The sequence below is a fragment of the Mucilaginibacter limnophilus genome, assembly GCF_004005815.1.
Classification (GTDB): domain Bacteria; phylum Bacteroidota; class Bacteroidia; order Sphingobacteriales; family Sphingobacteriaceae; genus Mucilaginibacter; species Mucilaginibacter limnophilus.
In genome coordinates this window covers 76,568-98,671 of sequence record NZ_SACK01000003.1, presented here as the reverse complement: position 1 = coordinate 98,671, position 22,104 = coordinate 76,568, and the positions used below count along the sequence as shown (strand labels likewise).

The 22,104-nt window shown below is 41.4% G+C and carries 26 protein-coding genes and 1 other RNA gene; 17 read left to right on the top strand and 10 right to left on the bottom strand.

From position 1 onward, the window contains the following. Positions 1 to 34: 34 nt before the first annotated feature. The 5 genes from EOD41_RS09500 to EOD41_RS09480 all read left to right on the top strand — a co-directional run bounded on the left by EOD41_RS09500 (position 35) and on the right by EOD41_RS09480 (position 3,268). On the top strand, positions 35 to 622 hold the full coding sequence (locus tag EOD41_RS09500) for a 2'-5' RNA ligase family protein (protein ID WP_127704579.1): 588 nt from the start codon (positions 35 to 37) through the stop codon (positions 620 to 622). 78 nt (positions 623 to 700) lie between these two features. Continuing rightward, positions 701 to 800, top strand: an RNA gene (ffs, locus tag EOD41_RS09495) — signal recognition particle sRNA small type. Positions 801 to 875: 75 nt separating this feature from the next. Further along, complete coding sequence (gene fsa / locus EOD41_RS09490) at positions 876 to 1,535, top strand: fructose-6-phosphate aldolase (RefSeq protein WP_127704578.1); 660 nt, start codon at positions 876 to 878, stop codon at positions 1,533 to 1,535. 188 nt (positions 1,536 to 1,723) lie between these two features. Further along, the gene (locus EOD41_RS09485; RefSeq protein ID WP_127704577.1) at positions 1,724 to 2,683 is read left to right on the top strand and encodes a YpdA family putative bacillithiol disulfide reductase; all 960 of its coding nucleotides are present in this window, start codon (positions 1,724 to 1,726) and stop codon (positions 2,681 to 2,683) included. 6 nt (positions 2,684 to 2,689) lie between these two features. After that, a complete protein-coding gene (locus EOD41_RS09480) occupies positions 2,690 to 3,268 on the top strand; it encodes a hypothetical protein (RefSeq protein WP_127704576.1) in 579 nt (192 codons plus the stop codon). Here the strand turns inward: EOD41_RS09480 and EOD41_RS09475 are convergent. From EOD41_RS09475 to EOD41_RS09465, 3 genes are read right to left on the bottom strand one after another with little or no spacing between them, the layout of a single operon-like run. Next, positions 3,237 to 3,818: a DinB family protein gene (locus tag EOD41_RS09475; RefSeq protein WP_127704575.1), complete on the bottom strand. Its 582-nt coding sequence runs from the start codon at positions 3,816 to 3,818 to the stop codon at positions 3,237 to 3,239. The genes EOD41_RS09480 and EOD41_RS09475 overlap by 32 nt on opposite strands. Positions 3,819 to 3,872: 54 nt before the next feature. Next, positions 3,873 to 4,208 (bottom strand): Crp/Fnr family transcriptional regulator, encoded by a 336-nt coding sequence (locus EOD41_RS09470; RefSeq protein WP_127704574.1) that lies wholly within the window; start codon positions 4,206 to 4,208, stop codon positions 3,873 to 3,875. After that, positions 4,202 to 4,531: a hypothetical protein gene (locus EOD41_RS09465; RefSeq protein ID WP_127704573.1), complete on the bottom strand. Its 330-nt coding sequence runs from the start codon at positions 4,529 to 4,531 to the stop codon at positions 4,202 to 4,204. Before EOD41_RS09465 ends, EOD41_RS09470 begins: the two co-directional genes overlap by 7 nt. Before the next feature lie 305 nt (positions 4,532 to 4,836). Between EOD41_RS09465 and EOD41_RS09460 the strand changes: the two genes are divergently transcribed. The 7 genes from EOD41_RS09460 (at position 4,837) to EOD41_RS09430 (ending at position 11,064) form a co-directional block, all read left to right on the top strand. Continuing rightward, positions 4,837 to 5,496 (top strand): GNAT family N-acetyltransferase, encoded by a 660-nt coding sequence (locus tag EOD41_RS09460; RefSeq protein WP_127704572.1) that lies wholly within the window; start codon positions 4,837 to 4,839, stop codon positions 5,494 to 5,496. 23 nt (positions 5,497 to 5,519) lie between these two features. Next, positions 5,520 to 6,716 (top strand): argininosuccinate synthase, encoded by a 1,197-nt coding sequence (gene argG / locus EOD41_RS09455; protein ID WP_205780519.1) that lies wholly within the window; start codon positions 5,520 to 5,522, stop codon positions 6,714 to 6,716. A 25-nt stretch (positions 6,717 to 6,741) separates the two neighbouring features. Further along, positions 6,742 to 7,140: a cupin domain-containing protein gene (locus tag EOD41_RS09450; protein WP_127704570.1), complete on the top strand. Its 399-nt coding sequence runs from the start codon at positions 6,742 to 6,744 to the stop codon at positions 7,138 to 7,140. A gap of 37 nt (positions 7,141 to 7,177) precedes the next feature. Beyond that, on the top strand, positions 7,178 to 8,221 hold the full coding sequence (gene argC, locus EOD41_RS09445) for an N-acetyl-gamma-glutamyl-phosphate reductase (RefSeq protein WP_127704569.1): 1,044 nt from the start codon (positions 7,178 to 7,180) through the stop codon (positions 8,219 to 8,221). Between the two features lie 112 nt (positions 8,222 to 8,333). Beyond that, complete coding sequence (locus tag EOD41_RS09440; protein ID WP_127704568.1) at positions 8,334 to 9,461, top strand: aspartate aminotransferase family protein; 1,128 nt, start codon at positions 8,334 to 8,336, stop codon at positions 9,459 to 9,461. A 45-nt stretch (positions 9,462 to 9,506) separates the two neighbouring features. Beyond that, positions 9,507 to 10,454, top strand: coding sequence for an N-acetylornithine carbamoyltransferase (locus tag EOD41_RS09435; RefSeq protein ID WP_127704567.1), 948 nt, complete (start codon positions 9,507 to 9,509; stop codon positions 10,452 to 10,454). A gap of 1 nt (position 10,455) precedes the next feature. Further along, entirely contained in the window at positions 10,456 to 11,064 is a 609-nt protein-coding gene (locus tag EOD41_RS09430; protein ID WP_127704566.1) for an FMN-binding negative transcriptional regulator, read from the top strand. Positions 11,065 to 11,095: 31 nt separating this feature from the next. Here the strand turns inward: EOD41_RS09430 and EOD41_RS09425 are convergent, their stop codons facing one another. Both EOD41_RS09425 and EOD41_RS09420 read right to left on the bottom strand, forming a co-directional pair. Next, positions 11,096 to 11,329, bottom strand: a complete 234-nt coding sequence (locus tag EOD41_RS09425; protein ID WP_127704565.1) for a hypothetical protein — start codon at positions 11,327 to 11,329, stop codon at positions 11,096 to 11,098. 83 nt (positions 11,330 to 11,412) lie between these two features. Then, the gene (locus tag EOD41_RS09420; protein WP_127704564.1) at positions 11,413 to 12,657 is read right to left on the bottom strand and encodes a cation:proton antiporter; all 1,245 of its coding nucleotides are present in this window, start codon (positions 12,655 to 12,657) and stop codon (positions 11,413 to 11,415) included. A 313-nt stretch (positions 12,658 to 12,970) separates the two neighbouring features. On the opposite strand from EOD41_RS09420, the gene argB reads away from it, so the two are divergent. Together argB and proC are read left to right on the top strand one after the other, a co-directional pair. Then, positions 12,971 to 13,768, top strand: coding sequence for an acetylglutamate kinase (argB, locus tag EOD41_RS09415; RefSeq protein WP_127704563.1), 798 nt, complete (start codon positions 12,971 to 12,973; stop codon positions 13,766 to 13,768). Continuing rightward, entirely contained in the window at positions 13,765 to 14,580 is an 816-nt protein-coding gene (proC, locus tag EOD41_RS09410) for a pyrroline-5-carboxylate reductase (RefSeq protein ID WP_127704562.1), read from the top strand. The genes argB and proC overlap by 4 nt, the downstream gene beginning before the upstream one ends. Before the next feature lie 103 nt (positions 14,581 to 14,683). On the opposite strand, the gene gpmA is transcribed toward proC, so the two are convergent. Then, entirely contained in the window at positions 14,684 to 15,373 is a 690-nt protein-coding gene (gene gpmA / locus EOD41_RS09405) for a 2,3-diphosphoglycerate-dependent phosphoglycerate mutase (RefSeq protein WP_127704561.1), read from the bottom strand. A 121-nt stretch (positions 15,374 to 15,494) separates the two neighbouring features. Here gpmA and EOD41_RS09400 point away from each other — a divergent pair, with 121 nt between their 5' ends. Together EOD41_RS09400 and EOD41_RS09395 are read left to right on the top strand one after the other, a co-directional pair. Then, a complete protein-coding gene (locus EOD41_RS09400; RefSeq protein WP_127704560.1) occupies positions 15,495 to 16,076 on the top strand; it encodes an acetate uptake transporter in 582 nt (193 codons plus the stop codon). 27 nt (positions 16,077 to 16,103) lie between these two features. Further along, positions 16,104 to 16,487, top strand: coding sequence for an SRPBCC domain-containing protein (locus tag EOD41_RS09395; RefSeq protein ID WP_127704559.1), 384 nt, complete (start codon positions 16,104 to 16,106; stop codon positions 16,485 to 16,487). Between the two features lie 72 nt (positions 16,488 to 16,559). On the opposite strand, the gene EOD41_RS09390 is transcribed toward EOD41_RS09395, so the two are convergent. From EOD41_RS09390 to EOD41_RS09375, 4 genes are all read right to left on the bottom strand, one after another. Next, complete coding sequence (locus EOD41_RS09390) at positions 16,560 to 17,912, bottom strand: OmpA family protein (RefSeq protein WP_127704558.1); 1,353 nt, start codon at positions 17,910 to 17,912, stop codon at positions 16,560 to 16,562. A 286-nt stretch (positions 17,913 to 18,198) separates the two neighbouring features. Beyond that, positions 18,199 to 19,026, bottom strand: coding sequence for a maleylpyruvate isomerase N-terminal domain-containing protein (locus tag EOD41_RS09385; RefSeq protein ID WP_127704557.1), 828 nt, complete (start codon positions 19,024 to 19,026; stop codon positions 18,199 to 18,201). Positions 19,027 to 19,033: 7 nt separating this feature from the next. Next, positions 19,034 to 20,215: an O-succinylhomoserine sulfhydrylase gene (metZ, locus tag EOD41_RS09380; RefSeq protein WP_127704556.1), complete on the bottom strand. Its 1,182-nt coding sequence runs from the start codon at positions 20,213 to 20,215 to the stop codon at positions 19,034 to 19,036. Positions 20,216 to 20,236: 21 nt separating this feature from the next. Then, positions 20,237 to 20,665, bottom strand: coding sequence for an OsmC family protein (locus EOD41_RS09375; RefSeq protein WP_127704555.1), 429 nt, complete (start codon positions 20,663 to 20,665; stop codon positions 20,237 to 20,239). Positions 20,666 to 20,811: 146 nt separating this feature from the next. Between EOD41_RS09375 and EOD41_RS09370 the strand changes: the two genes are divergently transcribed. Further along, complete coding sequence (locus EOD41_RS09370) at positions 20,812 to 22,050, top strand: nucleoside recognition domain-containing protein (protein WP_127704554.1); 1,239 nt, start codon at positions 20,812 to 20,814, stop codon at positions 22,048 to 22,050. Positions 22,051 to 22,104 lie beyond the last annotated feature (54 nt).

Genomic DNA, 22,104 nt, shown 5'->3' with positions numbered 1-22,104 from the left:
AATTATTAGCAATTTGCCGATAAATTAATCAGTTATGCATTACGCCGAATACATGCCAATTATCTCGCCTCCTGATGAAATTAACGATGAGATAAGATACTTTAAAACTGTTTGCACCGACAGGATTGGTGAATTTAAAAGCAGCGGTTCAAAAGCACATATAACAATCCCGTTTGAAGAGCGTCGGCAAAAGATTTTCACTGCCGAGCCGGCCATTGAGCGTATGGAAAAACGGTTGAATACAATGCCAACCATCACTCTTGAGATAAACGGCTTTGACATTTTTCCAAACCATGTAGCAGGCAATACCATTTATGCGACTATTGAAATGGATGATAAGACAAAAAACTGGTTTAAGCTTCTGCTTAAAGAAATGCATTTAAATAAACGCACTATCACACCTCATCTAACAATTGCCCGAGGTTTGTCAAACGATCAATTAAAAACATTATGGCCTTATTTTATGAAGCAAAAGTTTAATCATAGATTTGAGGTAAGCGAAATGATTATGCTTAAGCGAGAGATGTTCGCTCATGAGCCAACATGGAAAGTATTTAAACGGATACAGTTTTTAAATCGGTTTAATGTTTCTGCACCCAATATAAACTCTACTTTGTTCTGAATCAGTAGCTTATGCAATCGATTGCATAATTTGTTATTTTTATACAGGCTTAAATCAAACTTTTTCTATATTTGCGGCGGGTAAGTCTTTTACGACCAGCTCCTCTTGAACTCCCCCAGGGTGGGAACGCAGCAAGGGTAGAGGGTTGTAGCGGTGCGATAAAAGTAGCTTACCCATTTTTTATTTTTGGCCTCGCCGTATCTGCAGCCTGCAGGGGCATCTTGTACTAAATTCAAAAGTCAAAAAACATAACATGAAATTTTTTATTGACACAGCCAACCTTGCGCAAATAAAAGAAGCGCACGACCTTGGTGTATTAGATGGCGTTACAACCAACCCATCGTTAATGGCAAAAGAAGGCATTACCGGCCACGATAACATCATTAACCACTATAAAGCCATTTGCGAAATAACCGATGGCGATGTAAGCGCCGAAGTTATTGCGACAACATTCGACGAGATTGTTGCAGAAGGTGAAGCATTAGCTAAACTGCACGAGCGCATTGTGGTTAAAGTGCCTATGATTAAAGAAGGTGTTAAAGCCATAAAATACTTTACTTCAAAAGGTATCAAAACCAACTGTACGCTGGTATTCTCAGCAGGTCAGGCCTTACTGGCTGCTAAGGCAGGTGCAACCTACGTATCGCCTTTCATTGGCCGTTTAGATGACGTATCAACAGATGGTTTGCAGTTGATTGAAGACATCCGTTTAATATATGACAACTATGGCTACGAAACGCAGATACTTGCTGCTTCGGTTCGTCATCCAATGCATATAATTGAGTGCGCTAAAATAGGCTCGGATGTAATTACCGGTCCGCTGAGCGCGATTACCGCTCTATTAAAGCACCCGTTAACCGACAATGGGCTGGCGCAGTTCCTGGCCGACCATGCTAAAGCGGCGGGTAAATAATATTTAATGAATAAGCCACGCGTTATTGCGAGGTACGAAGCAATCTCTGAATCTTTGATGCGGATATGCATGTGTAGAGATTGCTTCGTACCTCGCGATGACGTTTTTATTATAATGATTTTTCAATCCATTGTAATAAACCATCTCACCCACCCACTTCCCCTGCCCTTTTTTATATCTTAGCAGCTATGCTGGATATCCTAATAATTGGCGGCGGCCCTATTGGTTTGGCTTGCGGACTTGAAGCGCAAAAGGCTGGGTTAAATTTTCTGATTATTGAAAAAGGCTGCCTGGTGAACTCGCTATACAACTACCCTTATACAATGACGTTTTTTTCCACCTCTGAAAGGCTGGAGATTGGCGGCATACCTTTCGTTACCATAAACAACAAACCCAACCGCGCCGAGGCTTTAGAATATTACCGCCGCGTAGCAATATCAAATGAATTGCCCATTAACCTGTTTGAAGAAGTAACCGAAATAGCACGTACCGGCGACTATCATACGGTTACCACTTGTAAAGCCACTTATCAGGCAAAATATGTAGTACTTTCTACAGGCTTTTATGATATCGCCGTAAATCTTGATATACCGGGTGAGGACCTGCCGAAAGTGAAGCATTACTATAAAGATCCGCATTACTATGCCAAACAAAAAGTGATTGTTGTGGGTGCAAGCAATTCAGCCATTGATGTAGCTCTGGAAACCTGGCGCAAAGGTGCCGAAGTTACTTTGGTGGTTCGTGGCGGTGAAGTAAGCAGCCGGGTAAAATACTGGGTAAGACCAGATATCATAAATCGCATTGAAGAAGGCAGTATCAAAGCGTATTTTAATTCGGAACTGGCGGCTGTACGCGAGTATGAAGCCGACATCCGTACACCCGAAGGCCTTGTTACCATCCCCAACGATTTTGTAATGGCTATGACAGGTTACAAGCCAAATTTTGATTTCCTGAAGAAAATAGGCATCAATTTATCTGAAGACAAATTTAAACCTGAGTACAACGCTGATACCATGGAAACCAATTTGCCTGGCGTGTACCTTGCCGGTGTAGTTTGCGGCGGGCTTGACACGCATTTATGGTTTATAGAGAACTCACGAGTGCATGCGGAAATGATAATTAAGGATGTCTTAAATAAGAATAATTAATTCGATATGAAAAAAATCTTATATACGATTTTCTTAATCACATTATCTGTGATAGTATTTGCACAGGAAAAAAGTTTTAAAATAAAATTTCCTGAAAACTGGATTGCTTTTCAAAGGCAGAATGTAGTTAAATCTGTAAACGAAAAATATGAGCTATCAGACAGTTTGAAAAAAGAATTAATGGCAAACAATAATGGTTCAGTTCAGCTTTACGGATATACAGCTCCAAATAGAAGTGGATTACTGTATCGTCCTAATACACAAGTGTTATTAAGGCAGAATAAAACGCAAAATATTAATCAATTCAAAATTTTGATTGAGCGAAGTTTAGAAGGTTTCAAAGGAAGTATCCACGATATTAAAATACTTACTCCTTTAGCAATAACAACCGTTGGTGGTAAACAAGCTGTAAGTGTTAAAATATCAGGCTATTTAGCTACAAAGGATAATCAAAAAGCTTACTTTAACTCAAGTATATATGCGATACCTGAAGGTGATGCATTTTATCAAATCACGATGAACGATACTGATGATTATAATTGCGAAGATCAATTTAAAGAGGTGCTTGCTTCAATTGAATTTTAGTGTTTAATATGTGTTCTATCTGTACAAAATGCCTTTGCTGATGCGCTATCAAAAACCGGAATACATCGCCAAGTTTCAATTTTATTAAACTACTGATGCTTGTGGGAATTTTTATGGTGTTGATATTATACCCATCGGCTATATCGAGCAGTTGCAGTAATCTTTGCTGATTATTAAGGTAAGTTTTCAAAACTTCACGCGCGTTTATATCTCCGGTTGGTATATGCCGACTTGCCGCCTTATACCTTTTACCTATGCTGCTATTTTTTGGCTGCATCATTTTCACAAAATAATCACCCAAAATGCCTGGCTTAAAGGTGCTACAGTTTTTATCGGCTACCGCCTGTTTCATCGCTTTTTGAATAGCAGGCAGGTAATAGGCATTATAGGTATTAAGATGCTCTATTACCTGCGCTATATTCCAGCCACCTGTAGCCGGTATAACAATTAGTTGACCTTCACTACAATCTTCAAGTTTTTGAACCTCCTTTATATTTAGCTGTACCTCCCTAGCAAGTTGTTGCAACAGTGTTTTCTTATCTGTTTTCATCAGGGCAAATCTGCAGCTTGTAACATTAAAAAATCTTGACCTGCGCCATCATTTTTACAACATCATCTTGTTCAACATCTTGCTCAGCGTTGCTGGATCAACACCGATGTATGAGGCAATATATTTGTCAGGTATCAAATTAAATAAGTGGGAACTGCGTTTAAAAAGCGTTTCCAGCTTTTCGGCGGCGCTGTACATGCTTAGCTCTTTTTGGCGTTCAAGCACACTTCGTAACGTATGGCTTAAAATCACCCTCAACCACTTTTCAAACTCCGGATAATGGTTGCACAAGTAATCAAAATCTTTATAATGCAGACGAAGCAAACGGCTTTCAGTAAGCGTTTCAAAGTTGGCATTCGCTGGCTTCTGTGTCAGAAAGCTATCTACCACGCCGGTGAATGATATTGGGTAACTAAAAATAACAGTGGCCTCGTGGTTTTTGTGTGTGTAAAACAGCGTTGTATGCCTTTTATAGCCAAATACAAATAATGTTCGGTATCTGCTTCCGCAGTAAGTAATTGCTTGCGCTTTGCGTTAATTGCATCCCATCGCGGCAGCATATCAGTATAAAAATTGGAAGTTAAACCCGGTATATTATCAAAGTATGCTTTTAGCACATCAAGCTCGTGCTGAAGCAGCGTATATTTTGTTAGTTTCAAATCAATGTAATGAAATGTGTTTTTAAAGCGTATTAATGCAGTTTTTACTTGCATAAATTAAAATTAATATACTTCTTTGCACAAAATTTAAAAACATAAAATAATAATCATTAAAATGAACCAGCAAAGCTTATATAAGCCAGCCACAAGAGCAATTTTCGCTCCTGTTGCCTATGCTTTGGTTTCAGTTATTTTTATGTGCCTGCCTACACGACGAAGGCTTTTTATTCCCCGGGTTTAATTTACTTTTTCTGCAAACCCATTGGGAGTTTAACACCGTTAAACTTCTTCAACAAAACATTATCTGATCAATTAGGCTAAGTGTAGCCAATTAGTTTTACGGTAATTTTTCTACGTTAATGACATTACAAGATTTTGATATAATTATTGCATCTGCCCAGCACGTTGACTATGCGCAGCAAATTTGTGATGAAATGGCGGAGTCGGCGAAAGCACGTGGCACCGGTATTGCTCAACGCTCGCCCGAGTATGTGGCCAATAAGATGCTTGAAGGTAAGGCGGTTATTGCTTTGCATAAAGACGGCACCTGGGCAGGCTTTTGCTATATAGAAACCTGGAGCCATGGGCAGTTTGTAGCAAACTCAGGTTTGATTGTTAGCCCCGAGTTCAGGAAAGTTGGCTTGGCAAAAGCCATCAAACAAAAAATATTCGAACTTTCGCGCAGCAAATATCCCGAAGCCAAATTGTTTGGTTTGACTACCGGTTTAGCAGTAATGAAGATAAATTCCGAACTGGGTTACGAACCGGTTACCTACTCAGAACTTACACAAGACGAAGAGTTTTGGAAGGGCTGCAAAAGCTGCGTAAACTACGATATACTGATGAGCAAAGGCCGTAAAAACTGCATGTGCACCGCTATGCTGTTTGATCCTGAAGAAAAGCAAAAGGAAAGTGAAGAGAGGATGAAAAAAATCACCCACAAGGCTACCCTTTTGGAGCGGATTGAAAATGCCCTGCGCGGTAAATCAAAAATTTTAACACTATTGGTTAAGGCTTAAGCCCTATTTGAATATACACAATTATGAAGAAAAAAGTTGTTTTGGCATACAGCGGCGGGTTAGATACCTCCTTCTGCTGCATTTATTTAACCCGCGACCTGGGGCTTGAAGTGCATTCGGTTATTGTTAATACCGGTGGTTTTAGCGACGAGGAGCTTAAAACCGTTGAAAAACGCGCTTTCGAAATGGGCGTAACCAGTCACCACGTGGTTGATGAGACCAAAAACTTTTACGATAGCTGTGTGCGTTACCTGATTTATGGTAATGTATTGAAAAACAATACCTACCCGCTTTCGGTAAGTGCCGAGCGTGTTAGCCAGGCAACCGCCATTGCCAACTACGCCAAAGAAATAGGTGCCGAATATGTTGCCCACGGCAGCACCGGCGCCGGTAATGATCAGGTGCGTTTCGATATGATATTCAACATACTTGTGCCTGATGTAAAGATACTTACCCCCATCCGCGACCTTAAATTAAGCCGCGAAGAAGAGATTGAATACCTGAAAAAGCACGGCGTTGAAATGAACTTCGAGAAAGCAAAGTATTCTATCAACAAAGGTATCTGGGGCACATCTGTTGGCGGTAAAGAAACGCTTACTTCAAACCTTGGCTTGCCTGAAGACGCATGGCCTACGCAGGTTACTTCAACCGAGGAGAAAAATCTTGAGCTTACTTTTGAAAAAGGAGAACTGGTAGCTATTGACGGTGAGCAATACGATCATCCAACAAAAGCTATTCAAGCATTGCAGGCAATTGCGCAACCTTATGGTATCGGCCGTGATATACATGTTGGCGATACTATTATCGGCATAAAAGGCCGTGTTGGTTTTGAAGCTGCCGCTCCTGTTGTTATTATAAAAGCACACCATACGCTTGAAAAACACGTGCTTACCAAATGGCAGCTTTCGTGGAAAGACCAGCTATCTTCGTTCTATGGCAACTGGCTGCACGAAGGGCAGTTTCACGACCCGATTATGCGTAATATTGAGGCTTTTTTGAGCGATACGCAAAAGAATGTAAGCGGTAAAGTATTCGTTCAATTAAATCCGTACAGGTTCCAGGTGGTGGGTATCGAGTCGGATCATGATCTGATGTCGAACAAATTTGGCAGCTATGGTGAAATGAACAACGCCTGGACCGGCGACGATGTAAAAGGTTTCTCGAAAATATTCGGTAACCAGGTGATGATATACCATAAGGTAAACCCCCAAACCCCCTAAAGGGGGCTTTAACAGGTATAGCGATATGTCATTGACAAACAATCACGCCAATTCAACTCACCCTTTAGGGGGCCGGGGGGCAGCGGTATTTTCAAAAAGCGATTGCTTAAGTCACTATACCTGGGGCGATGATTGCCATGGCTGGGTTTTTATTGACACCGATGCACTATCAGTAAAACAAGAATTGATGCCTCCTGATACAACTGAACAGTTGCATTACCATCAAAAAGCCACACAGATATTTTTTATATTAAAAGGCAGGGCTGTTTTTACAATTGATGGCACCGAATATCAACTGCGTGAGCAGCAAGGTATTGAAATAAAACCTTGGCAACAACATTACATCAGCAACAAAGGCGAAAACGATTTGGAGTTTATTTTATACTCTTATCCTAATACAAAGGGCGACAGGTTAAACCTTTAAGCCCCGCCCCCCTGAAGGGGGAACAAAAGTTTAAATGATGAGTGAAACTAATTCTATAAAAAATACAACTTCTACTTCCCCTTTAGGGGGCTGGGGGGCTGTGGTTAAGGCAGGCATCATAGGCGGAGCTGGTTACACCGGCGGTGAAATGCTGCGTATTTTGATAAACCACCCGAATGTGGAAATTACATTTGTGCATAGCAAAAGCAACGCGGGTAACTTTGTTTATGAAGTACATACAGACCTTTTTGGCGATACTGATTTAAAGTTTACTTCAGAGATTTCTACCGATATTGACGTATTGTTTTTGTGCGTAGGTCATGGCGATGCGAAGAAGTTCTTAGAAGTAAACGCTATACCTGATACCGTAAAGATTATCGACCTTAGCCAGGATTTCAGGCTAAAGAAAAATACCACTTTAGGTAGCAAAAGCTTTGTTTACGGCTTGCCTGAATTGAATAAAGCAGCCATTCAAAAAGCACAAAACATTGCCAACCCGGGATGTTTTGCTACTTGTTTACAGTTAGGCTTACTGCCTTTAGCATCGAAAGGATTATTAACTAATGAGGTAAATATAACTGCCACCACAGGTTCAACTGGTGCGGGACAAAGCCTGTCGGCCACTTCACACTTTACATGGCGAAATGATAACCTATCTGTCTATAAGGCATTTGACCATCAGCATTTAAATGAAATTGGTGAATCGCTTAACCAGTTGCAAAACGGTTTTACACGTGAGGCTATTAATTTTATTCCTTACCGTGGCGATTTTACGCGTGGCATCATTGCTTCAATTTATACTGACAGCAATTTATCTGAAGAAGAAGCTTTAGCATTGTACAGCAGTTATTATGAAGGTCATCCGTTCACGCATGTTACCACTCGTAATATCGATTTAAAGCAAGTGGTAAATACTAATAAGTGCTTTATTCAGATCAAAAATCACGGAAATAAATTATTAATTATCAGCATAATAGATAATTTACTTAAAGGTGCATCAGGACAAGCTGTTCAAAATATGAATTTGCTTTTTGGGTTGGATGAGCGCACGGGGCTACGTTTAAAAGCAACCGGATTTTAATTAGTAAAGAACCCGTCATGCTGAACTTGTTCAGCATTCCACATGATAAGTACGGCAGACTGTCCTGTGGTATCCCGAAACAAGTTCGGGATGACATAAAAATAATACAACCATGAACTTATTCGACGTATACCCTATCAACCCAATCAACATCATAAAAGGTGCTGGCAGCCTTGTTTATGACGACAAAGGCACCGAGTATCTCGACCTTTATGGCGGGCACGCGGTTATTTCTATCGGCCATACCAACCCGCATTATGTAAAGCGATTGGAAGACCAACTGCACCAGATAGGTTTCTATTCAAACTCTATAGAGATACCGTTACAGAAACAGTTGGCCGAAAAATTAGGCCAGGTATCTGGTAAAGAAGATTACCAGCTATTCCTTTGCAATTCGGGCGCAGAGGCTAACGAGAACGCGTTGAAACTGGCATCGTTTTACAATGGTAAAAAGAAAGTTATCGCTTTCAGGAAAGCATTTCACGGGCGTACGTCGCTGGCTGTAGCTGTTACTGATAACCCAAAGATTGTTGCTCCGGTTAATGAAACCGATAATGTGATATTCCTTCCATGGAACGATGAAGCGGCCTTAACACAAGCTTTTGCTGAAAATGAAATATCCTCTGTAATTATTGAAGGCATACAAGGCGTAGGCGGCATACAGGTTGCGCCTGAGAGTTTCCTGCAAAAAATACGCTCACTGTGTGATGCGCATAACGCGGTATTTATAGCCGATTCGGTGCAATGCGGTTACGGGCGTACTGGTAAGTTTTTCTCGCACGATTTTGCCGGTGTTGATGCTGATATATACACTATGGCCAAAGGCATGGGCAATGGTTTTCCAATTGGTGGCATCATTATTTCGCCCAAAATAAAGCCTGCTTATGGTATGTTGGGCACTACTTTTGGCGGTAATCATTTGGCTTGCGCTGCTGGTTTAGCGGTACTTGAAGTTATTGAACAGGAAAACCTTTTGCAAAACGCTGCCGAAATAGGTGGTTACCTGATAAACGAACTAAGAAAATTTGAAAAGGTTAAAGAGGTTCGCGGTCGTGGGTTAATGATAGGCATTGAATTGCCGGAAGAATTAAGCCACGTGCGTAAAGACCTGCTTTTCAAACACCATATATTTACCGGCGAAGCCAAACCAAATGTAGTAAGGCTGCTGCCAGCCTTAAACCTATCTAAAGCGCATGCCGACAGGTTTTTGGAGGCGTTTTCTGTAGTAATAAAAAACTAACGATCATTTCGAACGTCGAAATGACAATAAATGAAAAGGGGTTCTATGAAACTTTTTACTTCTGTACACGACGTATCTGACATTAACGAACTGGTTTGTGAGGCCTTGCGCCTCAAGCATGCGCCTTTTGAGCACCAGCATTTGGGTAAAAACAAAACTTTAGGTCTTGTTTTCCTGAACCCAAGCCTGCGTACGCGCATGAGCAGCCAAAAAGCTGCCATGAACCTTGGCATGAACGTTATGGTGCTTAATGTTGACAAAGAAGGCTGGGCGCTTGAACTGAAGGACGGCGTTATAATGAATGGTACTACCGTTGAGCATATCCGCGAAGCAGCTGCCGTAATGGGCCAGTATGTTGATATTATTGGCGTACGTTCGTTTCCGGGATTAAAAGACCGTGAGGAAGATTATAGTGAAGCCATCTTCAATAAATTTGTTGAGTTTTGCGGTGTGCCTGTTATAAGTCTGGAATCGGCTACACGCCACCCGTTACAAAGTTTAGCCGATTTGGTGACTATTGAAGAATTAAAAACCAAAAACCGCCCCAAAGTGGTGCTTACCTGGGCGCCGCATATAAAACCGTTGCCGCAAGCTGTACCAAATTCATTTTCCGAATGGATGTGTAAAGCCGATGTTGATTTTGTGATAACCCATCCTGAAGGTTACGCGCTGAATACCGATTTTACAGATGACGCTACCATCACCCATAATCAGGCTGAAGCGCTAAAAGATGCGGATTTCATCTATGTAAAAAACTGGTCGGCTTACGAGCCTTATGGGCAGATATTTAGTGGTAATGAAGACTGGATGCTTACCAACAAAAAACTTGAGCAAACTAACAATGCCAAAGTAATGCACTGTTTGCCTGTGCGTCGTAATTTAGAATTGTCTGATGAGATACTAGACGGACCGAATTCAGTTGTGATACATGAAGCAGGCAACCGCGAGTGGGCTGCACAGGCTGTGCTGAAAAAAATGCTGGAAGTTTTGTAACATGTACACGCCCAATCATTATAAAATAGCAGATGAGGCTGAAGCTATCAGCTTTATGCAACGATATAGCTTTGCTACTATTGTTACGGTTATTGATAAGGTACCTGAGGCAACACACCTGCCATTTTTAATTGAAAAGCGTGATGATAAGATTATCCTTTCATCACATTTAGCAAGGGCTAACTCAATGGCCCATACAATTGAACAAGGTACTGTACTGGTAATATTTGCCGAGCCGCATGCCTACATATCACCTTCGCATTACGAAAAAGAAACTGAGGTACCTACCTGGAACTACATAGCTATACATGCTTATGGCAAGGCAACCGTTTTGTCCTGCGATGATGATAAGTTAAAGTTACTTGAACATACCATTAACACTTACGAAGCCGGTTATCTACAACAGTGGAATAACTTGCCCGACAAGTTCCGCAACGGATTGATACAGGGTATCACCGCTTTCGAGATTGAGGTAACCGATCTACAGGGTAAGAAAAAGCTTAGCCAAAATAAAACCGACTTCGAAAAAGAAAATATTATCAATTCATTACAGCAAAGCCCCGTTACTACAGAGCGGGATATTGCAACATATATGAAGAGGGAAATGTAAGCCGGTTGTGGCCGGCTTACAAGGTTTAATTTCAATCGCTGCCTTCCACCTTGACAATCTTGTTATAGATACCCAGCAGTAAAAAAGGGGCAGCCCACTGCCCTACAAATAACGCAGTATGGTTTTTTCCAAAACATTTAAGGGTTAACGATACTCCCATTGATGCCAGCGACGCCCACAAAAATACATCAGAAGGCAGTTTAGATGTTTGTTCTTCAATAGCTTTAGCAACTTTGCCCTCGCTACGCGGATTTGAATTTTCCATAGATTGATTTATGTTTTTTTATATTCAACAACCGAGTAGCCTATTTATTGAAGACGCTTCTACATAAATCATTTCACAAAAAATTACTCACTTTTCTTATACAAGAAGTTTATTGCGCGGTTAAGGGTCAATCCCTGCACTACAACCGAAAATATCACAATAAAATAAGCTGCTGATAGGATAGTGTATTTATAGGGTGATGACGGCAGTGAGAGCGCCAACGCTATAGAAATACCGCCCCTTACTCCTGCCCAGGTTAATATATGAATGTTGCCGTAATTTACGTTTAATGATCGGCGTAAGAATGTCAGCGGTAGCATAATGCTTAACCAGCGAGCTACCAAAATTATTATAATGGCTATTCCTCCTGTAAACCAATAGCTATCCATATGCGGGTAATTAAGCATTTGCAGGCCTATCATCACAAATAATATGGTGTTCAGCATTTCGTCAACCAATTCCCAAAACTTTTCAAGCGCTTGGTGTGAACGTTCGGTACGAGTCATGTTTATGGAGCGGCTGCCGGCAAATAACCCTGCAGTAACTACCGATATAGGAATTGACAAATGCCAGTAGTAGGATACAACAGAATTTGTCATCACTAATGCAAATGAAACCAGTACTATAGTTTGAAAATCATCTACTGACTTCATAAGCCTGAACGCAATGTAACCGGTTACTGCGCCAAGTGCTATTCCACCAAAAACTTCCTGGAAAAACAGCACCAGCGCATCAGAAAAATGAATGTTCATTATACCTGCATCAGTAATCTCAAGCAAGGTAACAAACAACACCAGCCCTATCCCATCATTAAAAAGTGACTCTCCTGAAATAATGGTTTCCAGATTTTGCGGAAGCTTTGAATTTTTTATAATAGCTGCCACAGAAACCGGGTCGGTAGGTGACACCAACGCACCGAATAAAAAGCAATATATCAGCGGAATTTCCCTGCCTAAAAGCTGTGTTATCCAGTAGAATAATACACCAAATATGGCTGTTGACAGTATAACACCCAAGGTGCTCAGTATCAGTACCGGCCGCATTTCCTTTTTAAGTTTACGGGTATCAACATTAAAAGCTGTAGCAAATAGCAGGAAACCAAGCATAATGTTGAGTACTGTACGCGAAAAGTTAATGTCGGTTGCTAACTGTGTAAGGTGTTTGGCTACATCAGGATAAAAATCATTAGCAAAACTTATAGCTACTGAGCCGATGATAGCTACAGTGATTACCCCTATAGTTCCTGGTAACTTAATGAAGCGGGCATTGATGTAAGAATAGATTGCGCTTAATATAATAAGCAAAGATATGATGACAAATAAATTCATTCTAACAAATGGGTATCGGATAAATTATAACACAACGTTAATCACTGTAAAATGTTCGTTATTGTTGCCATGACGTATGCCGTTCTATATATGATTTCAATAATGAAAAAATTAAATAAATGGCCATTTTTCTTCAATTTTGGTGATTTTCGATAGATTAAGTCCAGTGTAAAATAGTTTTAAGATATTTAATGTCATTTTTTATGTGTTTTGATAAGAAATGGGTTCTTATTATTAGTTTTGTATCTTCAAACTAGTTATTATATATTTTTTGTGCCGATTTTAATTAAAAACAGTACAAGGCACGTGTGGAATGGAATCAATACATATAATTAAAATAGGTGGCAATGTCATCGATAATTCTGAAAACCTTTATCACTTTCTGCAAGATTTTACCGGCCTTGATGGATACAAGATATTGGTGCATGGAGGTGGTAAGGTTGCCACCCAACTTTCGGAACAGCTTGGCTTAGAAGCCAAATTGGTTGACGGCAGGCGGATTACTGACATAGAAACACTACGTGTGGTAACTATGGTTTACGGCGGCCTGATCAATAAAAACATAGTAGCGCAGCTACAGCGGTTTGGAACTAACGCTATCGGGTTAACAGGTGCCGACGGAGATTTTATCCGCACAAAAAAACGTCCGGTAAAAACTATCGACTATGGCTTTGTAGGAGATATCGACGAGCAGTCAATTAATCCGCAAAACATATCCCGGTTGCTTGAAGCAGGCTTTACCCCTGTTTTTTGCGCAATAACACACGATGGCGACGGCCAGCTTTTAAATACCAACGCTGATACCATTGCCTCAGCTCTTGCAGTATCGCTGGCGCGTTTATATGAGGTAACATTGGTGTACTGCTTTGAAAAGCGCGGCGTGCTGCACGATATCAATGATGAAGAATCGATTATCAGGGATATTGATCCGCACAAGTATGAAGAATTAAAGAAAGAGCAAATAATACATAGCGGGATGCTGCCAAAGCTTGATAATGCTTTTGCAGCTATTTCATGCGGTGTAAAAACAGTAATTATAGGCCGCTCAGATGAACTGGGGCGCGTTAAAAACAACGAACCATTTGGCACAAGGTTAACAGACCATATATGAACGCAAATCAAAACATCGCTATTTTAGGTAGCGGAAATATAGGATTATCATTAGCAAAAGGACTTGTAACAGCTAATATTTGTACACCCGGGCAGGTAATACTGACCAGACGCAATATTGAAGCGCTTGAAAAATATGAAGAGCAAGGCTATCAAACCACTACTGCAAACTTAAAAGCGGTAAAAAAGGCTGATATTGTTGTACTTGCTGTGCTGCCCCAACAGCTTAACAAATTGCTTGAAGAAATAAAGCCGGCTATAAAGTCAGAAAAACAATTGCTTATTTCTGTAATATCAGGCGTAAGCTGCGAGGATATACGCCGTCAGCTTGAAGTAAATGTACAGGTTGTTCGCGCTATGCCTAACACGGCCATTGCTATTGGCCAAAGCATGACCTGTATTGCTACTGATAACGGTACACCTAAAAACGTCAATCTTGTTAAATCGCTGTTTAATACTGTTGGAGTCACCATTCAGATCAACGAAGAACTGATGACCTCTGCCACCGCGCTTTGCGCATGTGGCATCGCTTTCTTTTTACGGTCGATACGCGCTGCTTCACAGGGTGGAACCGAGATTGGCTTCCATGCGCAGGATGCTTTACGTATGGCGGCCCAAACGGCCAAAGGCGCCGCCGATCTGTTATTGCAACTTTCATCACATCCTGAACAGGAAATTGATAAAGTGACTTCACCTAAAGGCTGTACCATTGCAGGCCTTAACGAAATGGAGCACCACGGTTTTAGCTCAGCCATGATTAAAGGAATTAAGTTCTCTGCTGAAAAAGCCGGGGAATTGTATCAGGAAGAATAATCAATTGATGTGCGGATATGCAGATGCGTGGGTGTGCAGATTTTAGTCTCTGCAATTTTTCTCATCTGCACATTTGCACATACTCTTATCTGCACATCTAAGCCTATTCCAAATAATAATGCCTGATGGTATTCAGCTCATCATCCAACTCATGTATCCAGGGTGTTGCTGTAGGTATTTCAAGATTAGTTACTTCCTCATCGCTTAAATTATCAATATACTTTAACAGCGCACGCAGGCTGTTACCATGGGCACATACAATAACTTTCCTGTTTTCCCTGATGGCTGGCACAATAGTTTCAACCCAAAACGGCATTACGCGTTGCATAGTTTCGCTTAGGTTTTCGGTTAGCGGTATTTCGCGCGAGGTAAGATTGCAGTAACGCAGATCTTTACCCGGGTAGCGGTCGTCATCAGGCTTGATGGCTGGTGGCAATTCGTTGGGATCCCGACGCCACTTATGCACCTGCTCAGCACCGTATTTTTGTATGGTTTCTTCCTTATTTAATCCTTGTAAAGCACCATAAAAACGCTCGTTCAACCGCCATGATTTGGTAACCGGTATCCATAAATGGTCAAGCTCTTCAAGAATATGGTGCAGGGTTTTTATAGATCGTTTTAAAACCGAGGTATAGCCAACGTCAAAGTTGTACCCATGTTTGGCAAGCAGCTTACCTGCATTTATAGCCTGCATGTGCCCTGTATGCGAGAGGTCAACGTCTGTCCATCCCGTAAACCTGTTCTCGTTATTCCATACGCTTTCGCCGTGGCGAATTAAAACCAGTTTCTGCATAATATAATGTTACAACGTTAAAGCACTGCTGCGGTTTTCAAAATTAATTTGCATAATATTTTCAAAAACACATACATTGCAGGTATATAAACCAATTTAAACTTTAAACTCTAAAACAATTATGAGCACTACTCCTGTATCATTGGTTGAGAGTACAGCCAACCCCGCTCCTCTTGGTCTTTGCGGCTTTGGCATGACTACCATACTGTTAAACATCCACAACGCCGGCTTTTACGAACTAAACTCGATGATTCTTGCTATGGGACTGTTTTACGGCGGACTGGCGCAGGTGATAGCCGGTATTATTGAAGCAAAAAAGAACAACACTTTTGGCCTTACAGCTTTTACCTCTTATGGATTTTTTTGGATCGCTTTTGCATTTATGGGCTTTTTGCCAAAATTAGGCCTGGCCGAAGCTTCCAGTAACGACGCGAAGGTAGCCTTCCTGGCTATGTGGGGCATTTTTACCTTATTCCTTTTCTTTGGTACATTTAAACTTAACCGTGCGTTGCAGGTAATTTTTGGTACGCTGACCCTGTTATTCTTCCTTTTGGTTTGGGGCGATGCTACCGGTAATGAAAGCATTATACATTTTGCAGGTTATGAAGGGATTGTTTGCGGTGCGTCAGCATTTTACTTAGGCATGGCCAATGTGCTTAATGAAGTTTACGGCCGTACGGTATTGCCAATTGGTGCACGCTAAGCAGCCGATTATTCGCATATTTGCTTTGTGAAAGATTATAAGAAATATTTTACTATTCCGGCAGAGCCAGAAGAAGTTTATGCCGCGATAACAAACCCTGTTACCATTGAACTGTGGACTGGCGAACACGCAGAAATGTCAACTGAACCGAACACAGAGTTTAGCATGTGGGATGGCAGCATTGCCGGGAAGAATATTGAATTTGAGCCCGGTAAAAAGGTTGTACAGCAATGGTACTTTGGCGAGCAGGAAGAGCCATCAATAGTAACAATAAAGCTTCATGCAGATAAGCATGGCACATCTGCAGAACTAAAGCATACAAACATACCTGATGATGCGTATGATGATATTGTTGAAGGCTGGGCTGATAGCTACTTTGGCGGGCTGGCTGATTTCTTTGCTGTTAACTAATAAATGAATTATACAATAAAAAGGCCGTTTCGTTGAAACGGCCTTTCTTGTATTATTGAATTTGCTTTACTATTAATATAAAGTGAACTCTACACGACGGTTTTGCTGACGCCCTGCAGCCGTTTTGTTAGTAGCAATTGGCTGGCTTTCACCGTAACCTGTTGCCTCAATACGTGATGGGTTAGCACCTTGGCTTACCAGGTAAGCTTTGATTGCCTCAGCACGGTCTTTTGACAATTTTAAGTTAGCTGCATCAGAACCTACGTTGTCGGTATGACCGGCAAGTTTCAGGCTGAAGTTTTTGTTCACTAACAGTTGCGCTACCCTGTCAAGACTTGGATTTGAAGTTGAACGGATAGTAGCTTTACCAAAGTCGAACTCAAGGTTTTTGATAGCGTCTCTTACCACGCGTTTATCTTCCTCGGTTACATAAACCTTAACTTCCGGTTTTGCAAGCGGACAGCCTGAACCGTCAACTTTAGTACCTGATGGTGTGTTAGGGCATTTATCGTTGATATCAAATACACCGTCACCATCACTGTCCTGAGTCAGTTTAGCAAGATTTGCGTTTGTAGTATTTAAATCATTACGTAATTGTTGATTTTCTGCTTTTTGCGCGTCAAGTTCTCCTTGCAGGTTTTGTGTAAGGTTCATATACTCGGTACGCATTGAGTTTACCGGATTGTAGGTAGCCATTTGTGGTTTTGAGCTTTTACCTAACGAAAACTCTAAACCTACGTGAGCGTATGAAAACCTGTCGTTGTTGTCGCCATAGTTATAACCGTCAAAACTGTTGGCGTTAACAAAGTTCACCTGGTAGCCCAAATCAAGATTAACTGAAGGGCCAAGGTTTATTTTAAAACCCGCTTCAACCGGAAGGAAGAATTCGTGTCTGTCTTTATCAGTCGTAGTTGCGCTGGTTCCATCAGCATAGTTTACGGTAGATTTGTAAGCCACAACACCACTACCTACACCAAGGTAAGGCTGGATGAAGCTCTTTTTATTACGCCAGTTAATGTTGGCCAAAGTAAAATGAGCTTTTAACGCTGCCGACCAATTTAAATCGGTGCTGAAAGAACTTGGCTGATTACCAGAGCCGGTTAATTGTGCCGCTCCGCCTTCAACCTTACCGCGAAGGAAATCGGCCTGTAAACCAAAAGATGGAAGAATTTGTTTTTTGATGTAAGCACCATAGCCTATTTGCTCATGCGGACTACGAAAATCCTGGTTGCCCATGCTACCAATAAATGTATAAGGGCTTAACAAACCGCCATGTATACCAATTGACCATGTGCGAAGATCGCCTGAAAAAGGTTGTGCATAATTTGATGATGACCCGGTTGTATCAGGGGTTTGGGCCATTAATTTACCGCCTACCATAATGCCGGTTACCAGCAGGGAAGCTTTTTTTAGATGTGATTTCATAATGTTGATGTTTAAATACACGGTTTGCTTAATAAATACAAACCTGTCGGCGTAAAGTCAACATCAATGCCATTTTGAAATCCTACCACTTTTTTAAGTAAATCAAAATTTCGATTTTGATGAAAAATTAATGAAATGGTAAAATTAATTCACTGTAAAGCAGTTATTAAGTGATTAAATTAACAAAATAATAAATAGCTGTTAAAACTTCTATCTCTCAATGTCAAACTGCACCTCAAACCATACATACTGTATTATAAAGAATATAATTTTAAAGTTTAAACGATCAGGCTATAACAGCTATACTGCCAAATAGCGGCTTAGCTAATTCCTGGTTGCCCTGAATATCGGATTGATTGAAGGCATATTGCGGAGTGATTGCTTTCGTGAAAAATTGCCAGGCAATATCAGGTGTTATTATAATAGTTGATATAGTGTTACCATTACTTTCTTTGCCCAATACCCAGCCATTATTAGTTTTAAGCAGATACCAGGTGCCGCCTTCTTTACCGCTTACTACAATGGTTATTTCATCACCTGGCTCAGCCTCAACATTCCTGTAATTATGCGGAAGCGCATACATAAAAGTATCTATGCATGGATAAAAAAGTTCAGGGGTAACTATGCCGGCTTTACCTACGGCTTGGCGAATTTGCTGCTGGTGATGCCATTTCTCGGTGTACTCGCGCGCGATATGAAACCAGTTTAACGATTGCTCCTCTCCTGCCCAGGCAACGCTGTACATAGCAGGTGCAAACGGGTCAAGCGAAGCCAGATAATTATAGTGTTGAGGACCGGTTTCTTCCAGCATCTGAATAAGTTGCTGCGGGCTCACCCGGTCCATCGCTTCAACCCAAACAGCGTTTAGATGATTGAGATAATTAGCCAAGTCACGGTAACTGTTAATGTTTTTCGGCGGTTTGCCGCTATACTGATGTGAAGCTGATATTGTTCTGATATTGGTATCAAGCAGATGTGCTGCAACATCCTTCACCGTCCACATTTTAGCTACGGTAGGCTTCTTCCAATCTTCAGGAGATAAGGATTGCAGGAGTTCAATAAGCATCCCGTCCAAAACCGGAAATAAATGCAGCGTTTGGATAGGGATGCTCATAACTATCTTACACAGCGCTTTTTTCTAAAGCCTGCTGAATGTCGGCAATAATATCGTCAACTTTTTCAAGGCCGGTTGATATACGGATTAGTCCGGGCGTAATGCCAACCGACAGGCGTTCATCTTCTGTAAGTTTCGAGTGCGTAGTGCTTGCAGGGTGTGCCGCTATAGTACGGGTATCACCAAGATTAGCAGTTACTGAAATCATTTCAAGCGCATTCAAAAACTTTGCCCCCGCTGCAGAACCGCCTTTTATTTCAAAACACAACACACCGCCACCGCTCGTCATTTGCTTTTTGGCAATTTCATACTGCGGATGGCTTGGCAGAAAAGGGTACTTTACCCACGAGACTGATGGATGGCTCTCAAGTGCCTCAGCAACTTTTAATGCGTTTTTTGAATGACGCTCCATACGCACGTCAAGCGTTTCCAGGCTTTTGCTTAAAACCCACGCATTGAACGGCGACATTGCCGGACCGGTATGACGGCAATACAAATAGATCTCTTTTATCAAATCGGCACGGCCAACAATAACACCACCAAGCACCCTGCCCTGCCCGTCTATCCATTTAGTAGCTGAGTGCACAACAATGTCAGCACCAAAATCAATTGGCCTTTGTACCACTGGTGTAGCAAAGCAGTTATCTACATTTAAAATAATGCCGTGTTTTTTGGTAAACTGTCCCACCCACTCTAAATCTATCAAACCGATTTGCGGATTGGTTGGCGTTTCAATGTACACCATTTTGGTGTTGGGCTGCACCGCCGCCTCCCAGGCGTCTTTATCTTCAGCGGGTACAAGCGTACATGTGATGCCATAGCGAGGCAGGTATTTAGTAACAATAGTAAACGTACTGCCGAATACCGAACTGCAGCAAATCATGTGATCACCTTGCTTTAATAGCGCAAAGAACGATGAAAAAATAGCGCTCATGCCGGTAGCAGTAGCAAAACCATCTTCGGCACCTTCTAAAGCACACATTTTATTTATAAACTCATCAACGTTCGGGTTGCTGAAACGGCTGTAAATGTTATCATCCACTTCATCAGCAAAAGCAGCACGCATGGTTTCGGCGCTTTCAAAGGTGAAGCTGCTGGTTAAATATAAAGGAGTTGAATGCTCATTTTGAGCGCTCTTTTTTGTTTGTATGCGTATAGCTTTCGATATCGGGTCTAATTCCTGAGACATGGGGGTATAATAAAAAATAGATCATTCAGCAGGGTGTACAAACACCTGCCATTGTATTTCGGCTCCGGCTTTTTCTAAAGTGGCCGCCACCGAGCAATATTTATTAATAGAGAGTTCAACAGCGCGCTGGGCTTTATCCTGATCGATATTACCATATAAATGGAACTCGATATTTACCTGCTGCCATAACGACGGCTCTTTACCTGCTTCGCGCTGACCATTTATCACCATTTTATAATCAACAACTTCCTGGCGCTGCTTTTTTAGTATGCTGATCACATCAATAGCCGAACAGCCGCCAATACCCATCAGCAGCATTTGCATGGGACGTACACCAAAATTTTGACCGCCGCTTTCGGGGCTGCTGTCCATTCGTACGGTGTGTCCGTTCTCGTCGTTCGCTTCAAAGCCAAAATCGCCATGAACGCGTGTTAATTCTATTTTCGGCATAGTAGTATTATAAAGCGGCTAATTTATATAAATTGATCGGCTTTGACGACTAAGTTTGTCGTGTTTTACATTTTGTGAGCTTACGCTGATATAACAATTTATGCATTGCTTCTCATAAAAATGCTATATTGACCCACTAATTAATTATGGCCCTTAACTATATCTGGATAGCATTTTTTGTAATTGCCTTTGTTGTCGGTCTTGTAAAGCTGATATTTTTTGGTGATACCGAGATATTTCAACATATGGTTGAAGGTATCTTTGATTCATCGGAGTCCTCGGTGATGAAGATAGCCCTTCCGCTAATAGGCAACATGGCCTTTTGGCTGGGTATACTTAACGTTGCTGAAAAAGCCGGGGCAATAAATTTTCTTTCAAGAATAGTAGGCCCTTTCTTTCAGCGTTTATTTCCGGAAGTACCCAAAAATCATCCTGCCACCGGCCAGATGCTGATGAATTTTTCGGCGAATATGCTTGGGCTTGATAATGCTGCTACTCCGCTTGGCTTAAAAGCCATGGGCAGCCTTCAGGAACTTAATAAAGATAGTGACACAGCCTCAAATGCTCAGATCATGTTTCTGGTGCTGCATACCTCAGGTTTACAAATACTACCTGTAACCATTATTGCTCAACGTGCTATTTTGGGTGCAGCCGATCCGGCGGATGTTTTAATTCCCTGCATAATTGCCACTTATGTAGCCACGGTTGCCGGCATGATTGCTGTAGCTATTAAACAACGCATTAATTTATTAAACCGGGTCGTTATAGGGTGGCTTGGTGGTGTTACCGTATTTATTGGTTTATTTATTTGGTATGTTACAACAGCACTAACAAAGGAGCAAATAACACTTGTATCAAAAGTATCCAGTAACTTTCTGTTATTTTTAATTCCTGTTGTGATAATACTTGGTGGTTTAAGAAAAAAAATACACGTTTTCGAAGCTTTTATTGAGGGTGCTAAAGGAGGCTTTGAAACTTCAGTAAAGATTATCCCCTATCTTGTAGCCATGTTGGTAGCTATCAGCGTTTTTCGCACATGTGGCGCGCTTGATTATATTAACGATGGTGTACGGTGGGTAGTCACGCAATTTAATGCTGACACCCGTTTTGTTGATGCCATGCCCGTGGCCTATATGAAACCGCTAAGCGGATCAGGCTCAAAAGCGATGATGATTGAAACCATGAAAACCTATGGCCCCGACAGTTTTGCCGGACGCCTGGGAAGCATTTTCAACGGCTCGGCCGATACCACATTTTATATTGTAGCTTTATATTTCGGCTCGGTAGGTATTAAAAAGTCGAGGTATGCTATACCTGCCGGTTTATTTGCCGATCTGGCTGGCGTAATAGCCGCTATTTTAGTATGCTATCTCTTCTTCGGATAAATTTTTACACAGCAGAAACATTTACACGTTATTTACCGTATTACTAATTAATTT